Genomic DNA, 18,405 nt, shown 5'->3' on the forward strand with positions numbered 1-18,405 from the left:
TCCGGAGGTCACGGCCGAGTCAGACGGGTGCGGGTTCGGTGGGTGGCGGCGGCGGTTCGGTCGGCTCGGGTGGCTCGGGCGGTTCGGGACGGGTCGGGGTCGGCGGCACCGGCTCGTGCGGGTCCGGTGGATCCGGCGGCGGCGGGATGGTTTCCGGGTCGATGACCATGGCAAACATCGGCTCCTCCTGTGATCGGGAACTGATCAGGTGGCGCTGCGCATGGTGGTCCGGTATCCGGCTGCCCGCTGCCGAAACGGCCAGGGTTTGCCCGGGCACGGCGCGGGCACCGGAGGGTGGCTACTCGGGGATTCAGCCTGCCGGGTCGTGCCCGGCTGTGGAAAGGGGAAGACCATGGGACTCGTTCTGTGGATCATCGCCGCGATCCTCGTGGTGTCCGGGATCGTGTCGCTGTTCCGTGGCCAGATGATCTGGGGTATCGCGCTGATCGTGCTCGGCCTCCTGGTCGGACCCGGTGGTGTCAGCATCTTCACCTGATCCGCGGCGTCGCCCCCACCGCTACCTCCGAGTGGGGGCGACGTACGCCTAGCTGGTGGGGTCGTCGTCTTCCCAGGCGATCGAGCTGATGCGCCAGCCGGCCGGTGTGCGGACGAACTGGATGGTCTTGTGCCCGCCGCCCTCGAACCGCCGGCCGTTCTGGACGCCCGACTTGCGGTACTCGCTGAAGCGGTGGGCGATCGAGCCGTAGATCTGGGTCTGCTCACCGACCTCCCACTCGGCGAACTCGGCCAGCGTGCCATCGGTGAGTATCTGCTGCCGGGGTGCGATGAAGGAGCCGAGATCGTAGACGACGGTCCGGTCGCCGGTCTGACTGATGATCGTCCCTTCCGGGATGAACACCTCGTGGATGCGGTCCGTGCGGGGCGGCCCGTCGGTGTTGGTGAACGCATTGAAGAACAGGCGCATCAGCTCATCGAGCTCGGCTTTGACGACATCGGACTCGCGGCGGTTCGGCATGCTGCGCATCCTAGGTGACCCGTACGAAACCGACCGGCAGTTTGTCAGGTGCCGGAGCGGGAGGCGCCGAGGGTGGCCTGTGCTTTCTCCACCGCGGTCGTGGTGGCGCCGTCGATGTCGTCGGGCAGTCCGTTGATCACGGTGACGGCCACGATCACGTCGTCGACGGCGACGGTGACCATGGTGACTTCGAAGCCTTCCAGCGGACCGCCGGTCGCCGTGAAGCGGACGGCGACCGGGTCGGTGCCGACGGCCGGCGCGGAGACCTCACGGACACTGATCGGCGAGCTTCCTTCGCCCGGAATCTTCAAGGTCATGGTGCGGCAGGTGGTGACGGCCTGCTTGAAGGACTTCTGGAGTGCCCGGGCGGCTGCCGGTGATCCCATGGCGTCGATGGTCTCGTCGACGAAGGGGCCTTGCGCGCCACCGGAGTACGACTGACCGGCGGATGCCTTCGAGCCGGGCGGGTTGTCCGCGTTGGTGAAGGCAACCAGCTTGGCGCAGCGGCTGTCCTTCGACGACACGCTGACGTCGGAGTCGTCGCCCGCGTCGTCCTTCTCGAGCGAGAATCCCGGCGGCAGATCGGCCAGCGCGAGCAGTGCCTTCATGAGCTGAGCCGCCGTGCGTGCCGGTGCTGCGGGCGGGTTCGACGACGGTACGGCGCTCGGCGTGACGGCAGGCGGCGTACTGCTCGGTGCCGTGCTGGTGGGCGCCGGCGTCGAGGAAGGGGCGCTCGAGGGCGTGGAAGAGCCGCTGTCCTTTCCGCCGGAGCAGGCGGTGAACGCGAGCATGAGAACCGCGGAACAGGCAACAGCACGAAGGGATTTCGTCATGGGAGTCTCCTGGTGGCAAAGGGCATGGGTCGGGCGCTGCCGACCAGACTTCCCGGCACACCAGAACAACCAACTGCGGTCCCGCCGGGACCGCACTCACAGAATGAATCGTTTGAAGCCGCCGAACGTTACGCCAGTGACAAAACTGTGACCGAAGGCTCAACGTCTCCAGCGCCGGGCGACTGAGCTCTGAGGGGTCAGGGTTGCTGGTGCGGAGCCGGAGGTGTTGGGAACAGCGAGATGAGTTTGCCCGGCTGCCGGGGCCGCGGGGCGCCGGCGGGGTCTTCGAAGATCTCGAGCCGGTCGTGGATTCGCATGATGAGTAGTTGTGCGATCGCGCTCAGGTCGCTTCCCGGGTCGTCGGCGATCTGTTCGAGCAGTTCGGCGACGATCAGTGCCTCCGGGCCGGACAGCACCGGCACGAGGCTTGCATCGGTTCCCGCTCCGAGGCGGTCTCCGAGCGTGTCAGGTCGTCGTCCCGGCCAGGGGATGGTCCCGGACGGATCGGCGGTGGTGAGGCTCTCGTCAGGTTGTGGCATGCGATGCGCCTCCAGGCGGGATGTGGGGTCCAGACGTCGCCGACCAGACTTCCCGGCACACCAGACTGCTTACTCCTGACATCGAGCAAGCGCCCGGCCGCGTTACAGCGATCGCGGTCTTTAACGATCCAAGGACCCCCCTTGACGCTTGCCTCGCGCAACGATCACGGAGAGTTGCCGTCTGAGCGGCGGTCGGTCAGGACAGAACGAAGTACCGCAGCCACAGGTACGGCGCCGCGACGGCGATGGTGATCGCGGTCATCACCACGCCCTTGCGGGTGAACTCCCAGAAGGTGATCGGGTTGCCGGCGCGCAGCGCGATGCCGATGGCGACGACGTTGGCGCTGGCGCCGACCGCGGTCGCGTTGCCGCCGAAGTCGGCTCCCGCGGCGAGCGCCCACCACAGGGCGTTGGCGTGGGCCGGGTCGTGCATGCTCTTGGTCAGTTCGAGGACCACGGGGCTCATGGTGGCGACGTACGGGATGTTGTCGACGATGCCGGACAGGACCGCCGACACGAACAGGATCAGCATCACCGCCAGCAGGGGCTTGCCGTTGGTCGCCTGGCCGACCTGGTCGGCGAGGTTGCCGATCACGCCCGTCTTGACCAGGGCGCCGACCATGACGAACAGGCCGGCGAAGAACAGCAGGGTTTGCCACTCCACGCTGGTCATGTAGTCCTTGGTCGGCACGCCGGAGATCAGCACGAGCAGGCCGGCGCCGAGGAGTGCTACCACGGACGGGGCGAGGTGGAAGAGCGAGTGGCCGATGAATCCGGTGAAGACGACCACGAGGACCGAGCCGCATTTGATGAGCAGGCGGGGGTCCTGGATCGCCTCGCGCTCGTTCAGCCGCAGGACGTTCTCGACCCTGTCGGGATCGACGTCGAACGATCCCTTGAACAGGCGGGGGAGGACCAGCGTGAACACGATCAGCTCGATGACGACGAGCGGGGTCATGTGGAGGAGGAAGTCGTTGAAGGTGAGGCCGGAGCGGCTGGCGATGATGATGTTCGGCGGGTCGCCGATCAGCGTGGCGGCGCCGCCGATGTTGGAGGCCATCACCTCGGCGATCAGGAACGGGACTGGATTGATCCCGAGCCGGTCGCAGACCAGCAGTGTGACCGGTGCGATCAGCAGCACCGTGGTCACGTTGTCCAGGAACGCCGAGGCGACGGCGGTGATCAGCGTCAGCAGGATCATCACCCGCAGCGGCGATCCCTTGGCCCGCTTGGCGGCCCAGATGGCGACGTACTCGAAGACTCCGGTACGGCGCAGGATGCCGACGATGATCATCATGCCCAGCAGCAGGAAGATGACGTCCCAGTCGATGCCGGTGTCGTGGGAGTAGAACGCGTGCTCGGCATCGGTCACCCCGAGCGCGAGCAGCACGGCCGCACCGCCGAGTGCGGCGAGCAGCTTGTGCGTCCACTCCGTCGCGATCAGCACGTAGGCGACCACGAAGACGACGACCGCGATCACTGTCACGTGATCACTGGTCCGTCGGTCAGTGCGCCGCGACGACCAGTTCCAGCAGCCGGGACGCGGTGATCGCGCCCAGGATCTCGCCGTCCTTCACGACCGCGACCAGCGGGCACCGCAACCGGGCCATGATGGCCGCCACCTCGATGACCGTGTCGTCGTGGTTGACCACCGGCAGCTCGACCGGTTCCCTCGGCAACAGCTTGCGGACGGTCACTCCTGCCAGCCGGTCGGCTACCTGGTCGGCCAGCGGCTCGTCCATCACCCGAGCCAGGGACGGATCGTCCTGCACGTACGTCGGGACCAGGAAGCGCACCACCTGCGACGCGGGCAGCACCGAGTGCGGCCGGCCCTTCTCGTCGACCACGATCAACCCCGGCAAGCGCCGCGAGGCGAGCAGTTCGGCAGCGTCGCGCGCGTCCGTGTCCAGGCTGACCACCGGAAACGCCTCGGCCATCTGCTCTCCGTGCACACCTGCACCATACGCCGGGACTCTCAGGCTCACACAACGTCAGCAGGTCCTGACCGTGGGATCCTTCCAGCATGGTGCGGCCTCCGGGGTCGTCGATCGCCCCGCACCTCGGTCGAGGGCGGGTACTGCCGACCAGACTTCCCGGCGCTCCGCCGCCAAGCCTCTCCCATCACAGGCATTAGGCGCAAACGAACTCGCGGACCGCAGACGCAGCGACCAATGCCGTCGGCAACCAATTGCCACCTTCTCGGACAGAGCGGTGGATGATCGAAGTGCGGACTATGCTCGGCCCATGATCTGTCGTCAGTGGCGAGGGTGGACCACGCACGAGAACGCTGCCGCATACGAGCGCGTCGTCCGGGAACAGGTCATCCCCGGAATCGAGGCGCTGCGCATCCCGGGCTTCCTCGCGATCGATCTGGTTCGCCGCGAGCGGGAGCAGGACGTCGAGTTCATGACCCTGATGTGGTTCGAGTCCTTGGACTCCGTACGGACGTTCATGGGCGAGGACTACGAGACGGCCCACGTGCCGGCAGCCGCCCAGGCCGTACTCGCGGACTTCGACAAGCGATCAGCCCACTTCGAGGTACTCGACCGCCGCGAACAGCCACACTGAACCTCACCCGCACGCCGGCACCTCCGCAAACGTGGCGGGTCACGTTGGACGCGTGGGACGGAGGGCTGTGTGTCAGCCGCCGGTGGCGGCGGCGGGGATGATTGTGACGGGGCAGTCGGCGTGGTGGAGGACGGTCTGGCTGACGGAGCCGATGAGCATGCCGGCGAAGCCGCCGCGTCCGCGGGCGCCGAGGACAATCAGGCCGGCGTCCGATGAGAGACGCAGAATGTGCTCGGCCGGGTGGCCGGTGATCTGGATGAGTTCGGCGTCGTGGCCGTCGCGTTTGTGGACGGCCTCCCGGAGCTGGTCTTCGGTGATCCGGTGGAGCTCGGTCCCGGTCGGCTGGGCGGCGACGACCCGTACGGCGAGGCTGTGGCGGCGGGCGTACTCGATGCCGTAGTCGAGGGCTGTGTCGCCGGCAGGCGATCCGTCGTACCCGATGACGACGCGGACTCCGTCGAGCTCGGCGAGGTCCGGGCGTACGACGACGATCGGGCACCGGGCGTTCGCTGCGAGGTCCAGGCCGGTCGCACCGACGAGCGCACCGGCCATCAGGCCGAGCCCGCGGCTGCCGATCACCACGACCTCCGCGTCGCCGGAGGCCTTGACGAGAACCGTTGACGGCGCGCCCTTGTCGATGTGGGTGTCGATCTCGATGCCCGGGGCCAGCCCGCGGGCCAGCTGGACCGCGCGATACACGACTTCGCCGGCGTTCGACGCGGCCTCATGTGCCGCGACGGCGTGCAGCATGCGGAGAGTGCTGCGCAACGACGTTGCTTCCACGGCCGCCCACTTGATGGCGATCTCGGCGGCTGGTGATCCGTCGATGCCTACGACCACAGGCTTGTGCCTCATACCTCCTCCTGAGCTCCTTTCGTTCCAGCATGGCCCGTTCGGGTGGCGCGCGCACCGGCTGGGCTCATCAGCCGAGGAAGTGGCCGGCTGGGCGCTTGCGGGAGTGGTTGGCCGGTGGCCGGTGCCAGGTGCTGCGTTGGGTGGCTTCGATGGCGGCGCTGACGTCGGCTGACCACGCACGGATCTTGTCCCAGTCGCGCGCATCGCCGGCCAGTTTGCCGGCCGCGAGCCGGCGAGCCAGGAAGCCCTTCGCCGTGGCCGGTTCAAGGCGGCCGGCGAAGGTGACGGCCGGTGTCGCGCCGATCGAGCGGGCGAGGTGGCGGACCGCCGGCGGCATCGTCTGGTCCTCGTCCTTGTCGGGTCCGACAGGCCCGCTGTGGAAGAGCCAGACCTGGCGCTGACGGAGACCTGCGACGTTGTGGCGGAGGAAGCGTACGGCGTCCCGCCGCCACCGACGGACGTAGATCGCGCTGCCCAGGACGACGGCGTCGTACGGCGCGACGTCGTTCACACTCGTCACCTCGGCAACGTCGGCGGAGTGCCCGTGCGCACGTAGCTCGTCACCGATCGCGGCGGCAATGCCCGCGGTCGCGCCCATCTTGCTGGCGTAGGCGACCAATACCTTCTTCGACATCGGAACCTCCTTCGGGGTCGCATCCAGGACACCAGGCAAAGGGCCGCGTGGGCAGAGCCGAACGGCCCGGTTGCCTAGGACCCAACGGCACCCCTCGGGCGTTTTCCGGCGCTCTTACGTCGGATCGCCTGTGTGCTCCTCACCGACGGGACTTCCGGCCCTGTGGCCTGACCGCGGTGCGGGCTATTGCTGGAGCTATGACCGACGTCGCGTGGCCCCTGCGCAGGTCGGCGCCGCGCAATCCGTGGTTCCGGCAAGATCCGTCCGTAGCCCTCGTGGTGGCGGCGGGGTTGTACGTCGTCGTTCTGTTGCTGACTCTGTTCGCCGGTACACCAGGCGACGACTACTTCTTGCTGTATGTGTTCCCGGTCGCCCTGATCGCGATGACGTTCGGCCTGCGCGCGGGCGCCCTTGCCGGGATGTCCGCCGTTGCCTTCGTGGTGGTCTGGGTCGTGGTGCGTGACATCTCGTTCTCCACCGCTGGGTGGGCGGCGCGCGTTGCGCCGCTGCTGGTGCTGGGGCTCCTGCTGGGTATGGCGGCCGACCGATTGCGTTGGGCGGAGGCCGAGCGTCTCCGGCTTGAAGCAGCCGCGCTGCTGCACCGCGAGGCGATCGAGATCAACGATTCGCTGGTGCAGGGCATGGCCGCCGCCCGGTGGTCCTTGCAGGCCGGTGAGGTGGGTGTCGGCGTCAGGATCCTCGACGGGACTATCGACAGTGCCCAGGAGTTGGTGTCCGACCTGATCCGGAGGGCCGGCATGGGACGCCGCTCCGAACCGCTCGACGGCTCGGCGGCGAGGCGTCCACCAGTGCCCTGACACTCGCCACGACGGGTGCGTCTCTGATCAGTCGGTCGGTGCCTGGAGTTCGATGACTGTGCCGTGGGGATCGTTGGTGGTGATGCGGACGGTGCCGCCGAGGGCCTGCGCGCGTTCGGTGAGGTTGCGGAGGCCGCTGCGGCGGGTGCTGGGGCCGATGCCGATGCCGTTGTCGGTGATGCGTGCTAGGACGAGACTGTCGCCGACCGAGATCTCGACGGTCGCTTGTGAGGCTTTGGCGTGCCGGACGATGTTGGACAGCGATTCTCGGATCGCGGCGAGGATCTGGGGCCTGGCCGCGGCTGGTACGGCGGTGTCGATCGGGCCGCTCAGGGTCAGGTGTGGCCGGAACCCGAGTGGTTCGGTGTATTCGTTGACCAGGGCCTGGATGTCGCCGCGTAGTGTGCTGGCGCCGGGGGCCTGCTGGAGGCCGAAGATCGCGGCGCGGAGGTCGTGGATGGTGGTGTCGATGTCGTCGACCGCCTGGGCGAGTCGTTGCTGGTGTTCGGGGCGTGCCAGGCGGTGCATTCCCTGGAGTTGCAGTCCGGTGGCGAACAGGCGTTGGATGACGAGGTCGTGCAGGTCCCGGGCGATCCGGTCGCGGTCCTCGAGGACCGCGAGCATGTCGCGGTCGCGTTGCGACTGAGCACGTTCGAGGGCCAGGGTGGCCTGGCCGGCGAACATCCGGATCAGGTCGGTGCCGTCGGACATGGCGGTGTCGCGGCCTTGTTCGGAGGCGACCACGAGCAGGCCGCCGGTGCCGGTAGTGCCTGCCGGTAGCGGTGCCATCGTGGTACGGCCGAGCCGTGCGCCTTCGGGGAACTCGGTCAGGGTGTCGTTGTCCTTCAGCAACTCGGCCAGGTCGTCGATCGTGACCTGCTCGCCGCCGGTCAGGGCGCGGCCCAGCACGGGAAGGTCGTGGGGCAGCCGTTGTCCGAGGAAGCGCTGGAACTGCGGCGGCCCGTCGACGGCTCGGACGACGAGTTGGTCGCCGTCGGCGAACAGTACGGCCGCGACGGCGGTGCCGGACACCTCCCGGGCCCTCTGCGCGATCAGCTGGAGTGCCTGGTCGGGGTCGAATTCGCCGAGCATCAGCTGGGTGATCTCGGCGGTGACCTCGTGCCAGCGGCGGCGCTGTTCGGTGTCGGCGTACAGCCGGGCGTTGTCGATGACCACGCCGGCCGCGGCGGCCAGGGCGGTGACGGTGCGTTCGTCGTCTTCGGTGAAGTCGGCGCCGCCGGTCTTCTCGGTCAGGTACAGGTTGCCGTAGGCGTGTTCGCGGGTCCGGATCGGGACGCCGAGGAAGCTCTTCATCGGTGGGTGGTTGGCCGGGAAGCCGTAGGAGCGGGGGTGCTCGGCGAGGTCGTGCATCCGGATCGGTTCGGGGTGCTCGATCAGCAGGCCGAGGATGCCGTGGCCCTCGGGGTACGGGCCGATGGCGGCGATCTCCTCGTCGCTGACACCGCGGGTGATGAACCGGACCAGTCGCCGGCCGTCCGGCCCGACGACGCCGAGCGCGCCGTACCGGGCACCGGCGAGTTCGCAGGCCGCGGTGACGATGCGGTCCAGGGTGCTGTTCAGATCCAGATCCGCACCGATGCCGACAACCGCGTCGAGGAGCGCCCGCAGGCGTTCCTGGTACTCCATGATCTCGTCGACACGCCCGAGCAGCTCCTGCAACAGCGCATCAAGACGCACCCGGGACAGGCCTGCGTACTCCAAAGCGCCCTCGTCCCAGCCCCCACGCCCTGACCGCGAGCCGTCAGTCACACCGCAACACTACGTGAAGTAACCGTCTGAATGAACCGCAACGCTGACCGCACCGACGGTGGGGGAGTGGGAACAGGCCCTGGTGACTGGGGACAGGCAATACCGGGTTCCGACCCACCGTTGCCTGTCGCACGTTCCGCGGTGGGCATGAGATCGGCGCCGGTGGGTCGTACCGCTGTTGTGGCGGCCGTCGTTGCTCGACCGGAAGGTTGCCGTCGGCATCGACGGTACGGCGTAGTCCGCGGAGGCGCTGGGGTCCGCTCAGCCCGCCGCCGTCCGCGGCGCTGGTGCACGAGAGCGCCGACGTCGGCCTGGTGGTGGTCGGGGCGCACAGCGCGCTGCGGGGCAGGGGTGGCGGCGGCCGCCGAAGGTCCTGCACAAGGCGGGACTCTGGGCCCTGGCGGGTAGCGTGGGTACGGCGGGATGCTGGGGAGGGGCGCCGGGGTACCGGCTGGCCGGAGCGAGACGTGGTTGAAGGAGTTCGTGATGGCGATCAAGGTGTTCCTGCTCGATGACCACGAGGTGGTGCGGCTGGGGCTGCATCAGTTGCTCGACGCGGAGCCGGACATCGAGGTGGTCGGGGATGCGTCGACGGCAGCCGAGGCGATTGCCCGGATTCCCGCCGTACGTCCCGATGTCGCTGTCTTGGATGTGCGGCTGCCTGACGGTGACGGGATCAGCGTGTGCCGGGAGGTCCGCTCGCAGATGGACGAGCCGCCGGCGTGCCTGATGCTGACCTCGTTCTCCGACGACGAGGCGCTGTTCACCGCGATCATGGCCGGCGCGTCCGGGTACCTGCTGAAGCAGATCCACGGTCAGGCCTTGATCGACGCCGTACGTCGTCTTGCGGCCGGGGAGTCGCTGCTGGACCCGAGCATGACCGCCAAGGTGCTGGACCGTCTGCGGCACCCGGTTGACACCGAGGACCCGCGGTACGCGTCGTTGACCGAGCAGGAACGCCGGATCCTCGCCGAGATCGCCGAGGGCAAGACCAACCGCCAGATCGCGCAGTCGCTGTTCCTGGCCGAGAAGACCGTCAAGAACTACGTGTCCTCGCTGCTGCGCAAACTCAACCTGGAGCGCCGCACCGAGGCGGCTGTGTTCGCTGTCGAGCACGAGCGGAAGCAGCGCGGCTGAACCTCGATAGCGGCTGTCGTGAAGCGCCGATAGTCAGGGCCGGGGTTCGGCGTTCGTGATGGGGGAGGGCTTGAAACCCTTGGTGACCAGATAGACGCCGAGCGAGAGCTCCCACACGGCGATCGGGAGGGTCAGGACGGCTGAGATGGCGGACGTCTGCGCCCAGAGATCGAACAGTGTTGCGATCACGGAGATGACGAGGAGTGGGGCGCCGATCAGGCCGAGCACCGGGAGTGCTCGCGGCACGAGGCGCGACTGGTACAGCAGGGTGCCGATCAGCAGGGCGTTCACGGCCGGGATGAAGCCTTGCCCGAGCAAGAAGATCCAGTCATGGAACGCGACCAGCGCCCGGGCAGCCACTTCTGTGTCCGGTCCGGCGCCGGCCCTTCGCAGGCTGACGACGGACATCAGGCTCACGACGCAGCCGACGATGGTGGCAGCCTCGAGGACGCGCGCTCCGACGAAGCCCAGCGCACGCAGTTCGCTCTGCCTGCGCACCACCGGGTACAACGCGACCGCGGTGCCGATGCAGGCCAGAGCGACGATCATCTCCAGGATGCCGCCGATGACCACCGGGGTGTCCGGTCCGGGGCCGGTGACATAGTTCGGCTCGCGGACCTTGCTGTAGAGGCCGAGTGTCGGGATCGAGACGAAGCTGAGCAGGTAGAAGGCGCCAGCGACGAGGGCGGTCTTCCGCAGGGAAGTCATCGGGACCCGGGTCGGCGTCGTGGTCTGCTTGAGGGTGGTCATGGCGTTCTCCTTGCGTGCGTTGAGGTGCCGTCCGGGTACGGCGTACCGGCTTGCGATCGTCTGGTGACCGAGATCAGCGGCAGGCCCAGGTCACGGACCTTGTCCAGCAGACCGTGCAGGGCGGCTTGGTCGGCAACGTGGCCGGAGATGACGGTGGTTCCGTCGGGCTCGACGGTCAGGTTCAGGCCGTCGAACCAGGTAGCCCATCGGCGATCGAGGTGGCCCTGCAGGCGGATCTCGTAGGCGTCGCTCACGATTCCTCCGTCCCTCGCCTTGATCGAAAGGTAGAAGGAGAGGTGGTGAGCGAGCATCACCACATGTGGTGATCTGCGTGATGAAAGGCTAGGAGAGCAGACCGAGTTCTCGAGCCCGGCGGACCGCGGCCCGGCGGTTGTTGACCCCGAGCTTGGCGTAGACGTGTTTGGTGTGGGTCCGCACCGTATTCAAGGAGACGACGAGTTCCCGGGCGATGTCAGGACCGTCGAGGTCGGTGTTGAGCATCCTCAGGATGTCCAGTTCCCGCGCACTCAGTTCCTCGACGAGGCCGCGTTCGGCCGGCCGGTTCGTCGCGACGCCGCTCAGGAGCCTCCGAACGTAACTCGGCGCGATGCCCCGTTTCGCGGCGGTTCTCAACAGCGTCGTCATCGGCGCGCCCTCGTCCGCGAAGACGCAAACGTAGTGTTCCGGCTCGGCCAGGGTCAGCGCTCGTCGCAGCAACGCGAGCGCGGAGGCGGTGTCGCCTCGCGCTTGATGCGCGAGGGCCTGTACGACCAGGATCTCGATGACGCTTCCCGTTCGCAGGCCCTCTTCGGCCGCTGTCAGGAGACGCTCGAGGAGCCGTACGGCGTCATTGATCAGGCCTTGGTCATGCTCGGCCGTGGAGCGGGCGAGAAGCAGCCTGGCGAGGGTGAGGTGTTCGAACTCGCGGCCGTAGCTCAGCTCGTCCTCGGTGGACAGAGTCGCGTGGTGCGCCCAGTCGAGGGCTTCGCCCAGGTTGCCTTGCCGGATCCAGACGCGTGCTCTGAGTGCAGGGATCGGCCGTACGGCGGGGAAGAAGTCACCCACGTACACGCGCTCCGCCTCGTTGAGCAGTGTGACGGCGCCGTCCGCATCTCCGTCGGCTTCACACATCCTTGCCATCGCGACCCGTCGGCGGTACGGGTTCTGCGGTAGTCCGGTGTTCTCGCCCAGCTCTTGAGCGTGCTGCAGTTGCTTCCTTGCCGCTCGGAGGTCGCCGCGCTCGCGGTGGAGCTCGCTCAGGCCGACGTACATGTCCGCGGTGCCGCGCAGCACAGGCTTGCCTTCCTCGGCGGCTCGGCTCAGTGCCTGTTCGTAGGTGCGTAGTGCATCGCCGAGACGCCCCTGGGTGACCCGGATGTCTGCCAGCGCGATCGCGCAGCCCAAGGTGTCGGCGACGAACCCGGCCTTCAACAGTCCTGCGACGCAATCGGAATACGCCCGGTGTCCGGCCTCGAGGTCTCCGCTGCCCCAGAACGCGAGCCCCATCAGACCGGCGGAGCCGGCACGGCACAGATCGTCCTCGTCCTGGGCCAGACTGATCGCCTGCTGAGCGTGTCTGACGGTGGCCGCTGTGTTGCCTTCGGCAAGAGCGAGCGCGGCGCGGTACATCTCGATCGTCGCCGGAAGGCGGGAGAACTCGGCCCGGTCGACGACGACCATCTCGATCGCCGGGTCCTCCGACGGGGTCGCGACCGCTGATCGGTGAATCCACCGCTCCGCGATCCGCAGCCGGTTCTCCACGCCGTCCAGCTGACCGCCGGACAGCAGAGCGCCGGCCAGTCCAACGGTGAGTACGGGTCGCTGGTGGACGAGGTCGTCGGGCAGCATCTCCTGCCAGACCCGCAGTGCGGCCTCCTGTCTGGTACGCCGCATTGCCGGGATCGCGAGTTCGATGAGGCCGGCCGCTCGTTCCAGGTCTGCCGCGGCGAACGCGTGGCGGATCGCCTCGGCCGCGTCGTCGTTCTGCTGGTACCACAAGCTCGCACGCCGGTGCAGCTCGGGAACATCGCCGGATCGCTCGTCCAGGAGATGTGCTTGGAGGACGTCGGCGAACAGTTGGTGATAGCGATACCACTGGCGGCGGTCGTCGAGCGGAACCAGGAAGAGGTTGGCGCGCTCCAGGGCCGCGAGCTGTGCGGTGCCACCGGACTGAGAGGTGACTGCGTCGCACAGCGGGCCGCTCAGCCGGTCGAGGATCGAGGTCATCAGCAGAAACAGCCGGGTGGATTCCGGCTGCCGTTGCAGGACTTCCTCGGCGAGGTAGTCGACGACGTATCGGTCGTCTCCACCGAAGCCGGCGACGAACCCGGCGACGTCCTCACGGCCCTGCATCGAGAGCGCGGCAAGTTGCAGGGCGGCGATCCAGCCTTCCGTACGTCGCTCCAGCGTCAGGATCTCCTGTGCTGTCAGGGACAGTCCCATGGTCTCGCTCAGATAGGCCGCGGCTTCGTCGGGGGTGAATCGCAGGTCCGCGACGCGGATCTCGACGAGCTCGCCCTGCCCTCGCAGCCGCCCCAGTGGAAGTAGTGGATCTGCGCGGCCCGCGATCACCACGTGGGCCTGTTCGGGCAGGTGTTCGAGCAGGAAGGCCATCCCGTCGTGGATGTCGCGTGTGTCGATGTGGTGGTAGTCGTCGAGCACCAGCACGACGTCCGTCGGGGCGGCGTGCAGATCGTTGAGCAGGGCGCTGAGAACAGCCTCCACCGGCGGCTGGGGCGACTGCAGGAGAGCCAGCGCGCCTGCGCCGATCCCGTCCACAGCAGTTCGCAGCGCGGCAACGACGTACGTCCAGAACACCGTGGGGTCGTTGTCCCGCTGATCGAGGGAGAGCCAGGCGATGGCCCGGCCGTCGCGCCCAAGTCCGGCCACCCAGTCCGTCAACAGCGTCGTCTTGCCGAACCCGGCCGGAGCAGACACCAGCGTGAGCACCGAATCCGACCCACGGCTCATCCGGTCACTCAGCCGAGGACGTGCGACCAGCCCACGCCGCAGCCTCGGGACACGGACCTTGGCGTCGAGCAGCGTCCCCGCCATCACAACCTCCCCCTCGCGAGTTCCATTGTGACCGGACCAGCGCGAACCGGACAGCCTGGGCGGGACCGACCGTTTTCGAGGTCGACGACGCGGGCACCCGGCAAACACGGGCGAAACGCTGATCGGAACCGGGACCGGAGGGGCTAAGTGAAAGCGCTGACCTGGCAAGGCAAGCGGGACGTCGCGTACGGCGATGTGCCCGACCCGATCATCCAGCAGCCGACCGACGCGATCATCAAGGTCACGTCGACCGGGATCTGCGGGTCCGACCTGCACCTGTACGAGGTGATGGCGCCGTACCTCGAGGAAGGCGATGTGCTCGGCCACGAGCCGATCGGCATCGTCACCGAGGTCGGTGCGGAAGTGACCGGCCTCGCTCCCGGTGACCGCGTCGTCGTACCGTTCCAGATCGCCTGCGGGCGGTGCTTCATGTGCGATCAAGGCCTGCAGACGCAGTGCGAGACCACTCAGGTCCGCGATCAGGGGATGGGCGCGGCGCTCTTCGGCTACACCAAGCTCTACGGGCAGGTCCCGGGCGCGCAGGCGGAGTACTTACGCGTCCCGCAGGCGCAGTACGGGCCGATCAAGGTGCCGGCGGGGCCGCCGGACGACCGGTTCGTCTACCTGTCCGACGTACTGCCGACGGCCTGGCAGGCGGTCGAGTACGCCGACGTGCCGCCGGGCGGGACCGTCGTGGTGATCGGGCTCGGTCCGATCGGCGACATGGCTGCCCGGATCGCGATGCACCGCAGCTGTCGGGTGATCGGCATCGACCTGGTCGCGGAGCGGCTCGAACGCGCCCGGCGGCGCGGCGTCGAGACACTGGAGTACGGCGACGACGTGGCCGAGGTGGTCCGCGAGCTGACCGCCGGGCGCGGGGCCGACGCGGTGATCGATGCGGTCGGGATGGAGGCGCACGGGTCACCGGTCGCGAAATTCGGGCAGCAGCTGGCCGGGTTGCTGCCCGACAAGGTCCAGCAGCGGTTCATGGAGACGGCGGGAGTGGACCGGCTGGCAGCGCTGTACCTGGCGATCGACGTGGTCCGTCGCGGCGGCACGATCTCGTTGGTCGGTGTCTACGGCGGGATGGCGGATCCGCTGCCGATGCTGACGATCTTCGACAAGCAGATCCAGTTGCGGATGGGGCAGGCCAACGTTCGCCGCTGGGTGGACCAGATTCTCCCGCTCCTCGGGAACGACGATCCGCTCGGGGTCGACGACTTCGCCACCCATCGCCTGCCGTTGTCGGACGGGCCTGCGGCGTACGAGATGTTCCAGAAAAAGCAGGACGGCGCGGTCAAGATCCTTTTGGCTCCGTAGCCGGGTGGGTACCGGTAGCGGGATGTTGGCAGCAGGACGGTACAGACTGGGCTCCGTCATCGGGCGGGGCGGAATGGGCGAGGTCTTCCGCGCGACCGATGAACAGCTGGGACGTCCGGTTGCGGTCAAGGTGCTGTTACCGTCCGATCGCGATCCGTGCGCGGGGGAGAGGTTCCACCGCGAGGCGCGCGCCGCGGCGAGGCTGAACGATCCGCACGTCGTGTCCGTGTACGACTTCGGCCACCACGACGACGGCTTCTTCCTGGTCATGGAACTGGTCGAAGGTCGTACGATCGCCGACGAGCTGGCCGAGCACGGGCCACTGCCGAAAGACCGGGCGATCGACATCGTCGAGCAGGCCGCCGCGGGACTGGCCGCGGCACATCGTGAGTCCGTCGTGCATCGCGACGTCAAGCCGGGCAATCTTCTGCTGGCGGCGGACGGGACCGTCAAGGTCGCGGACTTCGGGATCGCTCAGCTTCCAGGAGATGGCGCGGCAACGCTGACGGCGGGCGGCCAGATCATCGGCAGCGCGCCGTACCTCGCGCCCGAGCGTGCCAGCGGCGGTCAGGCCGGCCAGCCGTCCGATGTGTACGCCTTGGGTTGCGTGCTCTACCAGTTGGTCACGGGGCAGCCACCGTTCACCGGGGAACACCCAGCGGCGATCCTCTACCAGCACGTCGACGCCGATCCCGAGCCGCCGAGTCTGGTCAGCCCCGAACTCGGCGGACAGTTCGAGAGCGTTCTGCTCAGCATGCTCGCCAAGGATCCCGACGGCCGTCCGTCCGCTTCCGAGATCGCCACCGGCGCGCTGCGTGCTGCGCCAGTCCGTACGCCAGACCGTACGCCAGCCGGTGCGCCTGTTGGTGCGCCTGTCGGCTCGCGGCTGAAGGCGTTGCTGGCCGGGGGGATCGCGGTCCTCGCGACCACAGCTGCCGTGCTGGCCGGAGTCGTCCTGGACGACAGTGAGAAGAGGTTGCCTCCGACAACCGACGTCGGTCCGCAGCCGATCGTGACATCTGGTACGCCGGAAGCGCGCCCGACCGCGACGAGAACGTCAACCTCCACAACGCGACGTACCCCGTCAGGGGCGACGAGGTCAGCTCCGGCGTCGCAACGGGTGTCGCCGAGCACGCCTGCGGCTGCCACGACCTCGACCGACCAGTCGCCGTCGAGCGCACCCACTCGAAGCAGCACGACACGAACACCGGAAACGCCTGCAACCGGTCCATCCTCCTCGGCCCCGCCTCCGACATCCGAGAGCCCGACGCCTGACAGGCCGACATCCGGCTCCCCGGCATCCGGCACGCCGTCGCCGAGTTCCCAGGCCAGCACCACGCCATCGGCTTCGACCCCAGCCGCTCAAGACCGAGCCCACGGGAATTCGACCGATCGCACCGAACCGACTGCCTGCTGACGCCTACCGTGGGTACCTGGCTTACGGAGAGAGGATCCTGGACGGAGGAAATCGACACCATGGCTGAGGCGGAGCCCGCAGACGAGGCCGCGACGATCGCGGACCGGGTAGCTCATGCCGCTCAGGACCAAGGGCTGACGATCGCGGTCGCGGAGTCGTTGACGAGCGGTGCCATCGCCAGCCGTCTCGGCGCGGCGCCCGACGCCAGTTCCTGGTTCGCCGGCGGTGTCGTGGCGTATGCGTCGGAGGTCAAGTTCAAGGTGCTGGACGTCGTGCCAGGGGCAGTCGTGTCCGCGCGGTGCGCTGCGCAGATGGCGCGTGGTGCCGCACGGTTGATGGCTGCGGATCTTGCCGTCGCGGTGACGGGAGTCGGTGGCCCGGGGCCGGTGGAGGGCCATCCTGCCGGGACGGTCTTTCTCGCCGTCAGCTCCGGCTCGGAAGAGCAAGTCCTCGAGCACCGTTTCGACGGCAGTCCGCAACACGTGGTGGAGCTCGCGACGCTCGCCGCTCTGCAGGCCCTGCTGAGCGCACTGGGAGCCGCAGGCTGACGCCCGCGAGCGGGTTTGCGGGCAGCCAAGGCTGGCTACCGGCCGAGAATGATGAAGCTGGGGTTCAAGTTGATCGCCGAGGCGTACGGACCACGGGAGATCGTCGCGCAGGCGGCGCGCGCCGAGGAGGCCGGGTTCGACTTCGTCGAGGTGAGTGATCACTTTCATCCGTGGGTGAGCGAGCACGAGCATTCGGGTTTCGCGTTCTCGATGCTGGCGGCGATCGCTGCCCGTACGTCGTCTCTCGGTCTGGCGACCGGTGTGACGTGTCCGTTCATCCGGTATCACCCGGCGATCGTCGCGCAGGCCGCGGCGACCATCGCGATCCTGTCCGACGGGCGCTTCACGTTGGGAGTCGGTGCGGGGGAGCGGCTCAACGAGCACGTCGTCGGCGCCGGTTGGCCGGCGGCCGCCACCCGGCACGAGATGCTGCGTGAGTCGCTGGAGATCATCCGGCTGCTGTGGAGCGGCGGATACCACTCGTACGACGGGAAACATGTGCGACTGGAGGACGCACGCGTCTTCGACCTCCCCGATGAGCGGCCGGATATCGCCGTCGCCGCCGGTGGGCCGGAGGCGGCTCGGCTTGCCGGTGAGCTTGGTGATGCGTTGTTCGTGACCGAACCGCGTGCGGACCTGGTTGCGGCGTACGAAGAAGTCGGTGGGCGCGGCCCTCGCTATGCCGAGGTCCCGTTGGCGTGGGCGGAGTCGGAGGATGACGCGGCGGAGTCGGCGCGGCGGTTGTTCCGGTTCGGTGTGACGGGCTGGAAGGTGCAGGCCGAGCTGCCGAATCCGGTGAACTTCGACGCCGCGACGGAGCTGGTCACCGCGGATCACATGCGTGACCAGTTCGGCTGCGGGCCTGACGTGGAACGCCATGTGCAGATCGCGCGTCCGTTCGTCGATGCGGGTTATGACCGTCTGGCGCTGATCAACGCCGGCCCGGACATGGACGGCTTCTTCGACTTCTTCACCAAAGAACTCGGCCCCGCACTCCGCGCCCTCTGACACGACCTGACACGACCCGGCGGACGGCATGGACCGGTGTGTCGGCGGGTACCGGGAGGGGGACCGTCCAGCAGCGGGCGGGTGCTGACGGATCGCAGCGCTGGAGGCGATTGTGATCACAGTTGGTGACGTGGACACGTACTACGACTACGACGAGCGTCGATGGAAGTATCGCCGC

The 18,405-nt window shown here is 68.2% G+C and carries 20 protein-coding genes; 8 read left to right on the forward strand and 12 right to left on the reverse strand.

Annotated features, from left to right (window positions below; genetic code table 11):
* Window positions 1–19 precede the first annotated feature (19 nt).
* Entirely contained in the window at window positions 20–178 is a 159-nt protein-coding gene (locus EV137_RS40355; protein ID WP_166679742.1) for a hypothetical protein, read from the reverse strand.
* A 174-nt stretch (window positions 179–352) separates the two neighbouring features.
* On the opposite strand from EV137_RS40355, the gene EV137_RS40360 reads away from it, so the two are divergent.
* Window positions 353–496: a GPGG-motif small membrane protein gene (locus EV137_RS40360; protein WP_166658681.1), complete on the forward strand. Its 144-nt coding sequence runs from the start codon at window positions 353–355 to the stop codon at window positions 494–496.
* Between the two features lie 48 nt (window positions 497–544).
* Here EV137_RS40360 and EV137_RS00365 read toward each other — a convergent pair whose 3' ends face one another.
* The 5 genes from EV137_RS00365 to EV137_RS00385 form a co-directional block, all read right to left on the reverse strand.
* Window positions 545–976 (reverse strand): nuclear transport factor 2 family protein, encoded by a 432-nt coding sequence (locus EV137_RS00365; protein ID WP_202870774.1) that lies wholly within the window; start codon window positions 974–976, stop codon window positions 545–547.
* 44 nt (window positions 977–1,020) lie between these two features.
* On the reverse strand, window positions 1,021–1,809 hold the full coding sequence (locus tag EV137_RS00370; RefSeq protein ID WP_134125704.1) for a sensor domain-containing protein: 789 nt from the start codon (window positions 1,807–1,809) through the stop codon (window positions 1,021–1,023).
* Between the two features lie 197 nt (window positions 1,810–2,006).
* Window positions 2,007–2,348, reverse strand: a complete 342-nt coding sequence (locus tag EV137_RS00375) for a hypothetical protein (RefSeq protein WP_134125706.1) — start codon at window positions 2,346–2,348, stop codon at window positions 2,007–2,009.
* A gap of 196 nt (window positions 2,349–2,544) precedes the next feature.
* Window positions 2,545–3,834 carry an ArsB/NhaD family transporter gene (locus EV137_RS00380; RefSeq protein WP_134125708.1) on the reverse strand — a complete coding sequence of 430 codons (1,290 nt, stop codon included), beginning with the start codon at window positions 3,832–3,834 and terminating at the stop codon, window positions 2,545–2,547.
* A gap of 19 nt (window positions 3,835–3,853) precedes the next feature.
* Window positions 3,854–4,300, reverse strand: coding sequence for a CBS domain-containing protein (locus EV137_RS00385; RefSeq protein ID WP_134005064.1), 447 nt, complete (start codon window positions 4,298–4,300; stop codon window positions 3,854–3,856).
* A gap of 292 nt (window positions 4,301–4,592) precedes the next feature.
* Between EV137_RS00385 and EV137_RS00390 the strand changes: the two genes are divergently transcribed.
* Complete coding sequence (locus EV137_RS00390) at window positions 4,593–4,916, forward strand: antibiotic biosynthesis monooxygenase (protein ID WP_134125710.1); 324 nt, start codon at window positions 4,593–4,595, stop codon at window positions 4,914–4,916.
* A 72-nt stretch (window positions 4,917–4,988) separates the two neighbouring features.
* Here the strand turns inward: EV137_RS00390 and EV137_RS00395 are convergent, their stop codons facing one another.
* A complete protein-coding gene (locus tag EV137_RS00395) occupies window positions 4,989–5,771 on the reverse strand; it encodes a universal stress protein (RefSeq protein WP_166679743.1) in 783 nt (260 codons plus the stop codon).
* 67 nt (window positions 5,772–5,838) lie between these two features.
* Entirely contained in the window at window positions 5,839–6,405 is a 567-nt protein-coding gene (locus EV137_RS00400; RefSeq protein ID WP_134125714.1) for a flavodoxin domain-containing protein, read from the reverse strand.
* A gap of 197 nt (window positions 6,406–6,602) precedes the next feature.
* Between EV137_RS00400 and EV137_RS00405 the strand changes: the two genes are divergently transcribed.
* Complete coding sequence (locus EV137_RS00405; protein ID WP_134125716.1) at window positions 6,603–7,223, forward strand: hypothetical protein; 621 nt, start codon at window positions 6,603–6,605, stop codon at window positions 7,221–7,223.
* A 27-nt stretch (window positions 7,224–7,250) separates the two neighbouring features.
* Here EV137_RS00405 and EV137_RS00410 read toward each other — a convergent pair whose 3' ends face one another.
* Complete coding sequence (locus EV137_RS00410) at window positions 7,251–8,993, reverse strand: sensor histidine kinase (RefSeq protein ID WP_202870775.1); 1,743 nt, start codon at window positions 8,991–8,993, stop codon at window positions 7,251–7,253.
* 486 nt (window positions 8,994–9,479) lie between these two features.
* Between EV137_RS00410 and EV137_RS00415 the strand changes: the two genes are divergently transcribed.
* Window positions 9,480–10,130, forward strand: a complete 651-nt coding sequence (locus tag EV137_RS00415) for a response regulator (protein ID WP_134005026.1) — start codon at window positions 9,480–9,482, stop codon at window positions 10,128–10,130.
* A gap of 33 nt (window positions 10,131–10,163) precedes the next feature.
* On the opposite strand, the gene EV137_RS00420 is transcribed toward EV137_RS00415, so the two are convergent.
* The 3 genes from EV137_RS00420 to EV137_RS00430 all read right to left on the reverse strand — a co-directional run bounded on the left by EV137_RS00420 (window position 10,164) and on the right by EV137_RS00430 (window position 13,934).
* Window positions 10,164–10,880: a DUF4386 domain-containing protein gene (locus tag EV137_RS00420; RefSeq protein WP_202870776.1), complete on the reverse strand. Its 717-nt coding sequence runs from the start codon at window positions 10,878–10,880 to the stop codon at window positions 10,164–10,166.
* The gene (locus EV137_RS00425) at window positions 10,877–11,134 is read right to left on the reverse strand and encodes a DUF8691 family protein (RefSeq protein ID WP_202870777.1); all 258 of its coding nucleotides are present in this window, start codon (window positions 11,132–11,134) and stop codon (window positions 10,877–10,879) included. Before EV137_RS00425 ends, EV137_RS00420 begins: the two co-directional genes overlap by 4 nt.
* Window positions 11,135–11,222: 88 nt before the next feature.
* Window positions 11,223–13,934, reverse strand: coding sequence for a winged helix-turn-helix domain-containing protein (locus EV137_RS00430; protein ID WP_134125718.1), 2,712 nt, complete (start codon window positions 13,932–13,934; stop codon window positions 11,223–11,225).
* A 147-nt stretch (window positions 13,935–14,081) separates the two neighbouring features.
* On the opposite strand from EV137_RS00430, the gene EV137_RS00435 reads away from it, so the two are divergent.
* The 4 genes from EV137_RS00435 to EV137_RS00450 are packed head-to-tail and all read left to right on the forward strand — an operon-like array spanning window position 14,082 to window position 18,227.
* Window positions 14,082–15,254, forward strand: a complete 1,173-nt coding sequence (locus EV137_RS00435) for an alcohol dehydrogenase catalytic domain-containing protein (protein WP_134005022.1) — start codon at window positions 14,082–14,084, stop codon at window positions 15,252–15,254.
* Between the two features lie 22 nt (window positions 15,255–15,276).
* On the forward strand, window positions 15,277–16,671 hold the full coding sequence (locus tag EV137_RS00440) for a serine/threonine-protein kinase (protein ID WP_134125720.1): 1,395 nt from the start codon (window positions 15,277–15,279) through the stop codon (window positions 16,669–16,671).
* Window positions 16,672–16,730: 59 nt separating this feature from the next.
* Window positions 16,731–17,219 (forward strand): CinA family protein, encoded by a 489-nt coding sequence (locus EV137_RS00445; protein WP_134125722.1) that lies wholly within the window; start codon window positions 16,731–16,733, stop codon window positions 17,217–17,219.
* Between the two features lie 48 nt (window positions 17,220–17,267).
* Entirely contained in the window at window positions 17,268–18,227 is a 960-nt protein-coding gene (locus tag EV137_RS00450; protein ID WP_238175002.1) for a TIGR03557 family F420-dependent LLM class oxidoreductase, read from the forward strand.
* The last annotated feature ends 178 nt before the right edge of the window (window positions 18,228–18,405 follow it).

Origin of the sequence: Kribbella pratensis, from assembly GCF_004366075.1 — a bacterium.
Taxonomy (GTDB): Bacteria; Actinomycetota; Actinomycetes; order Propionibacteriales; family Kribbellaceae; genus Kribbella; species Kribbella pratensis.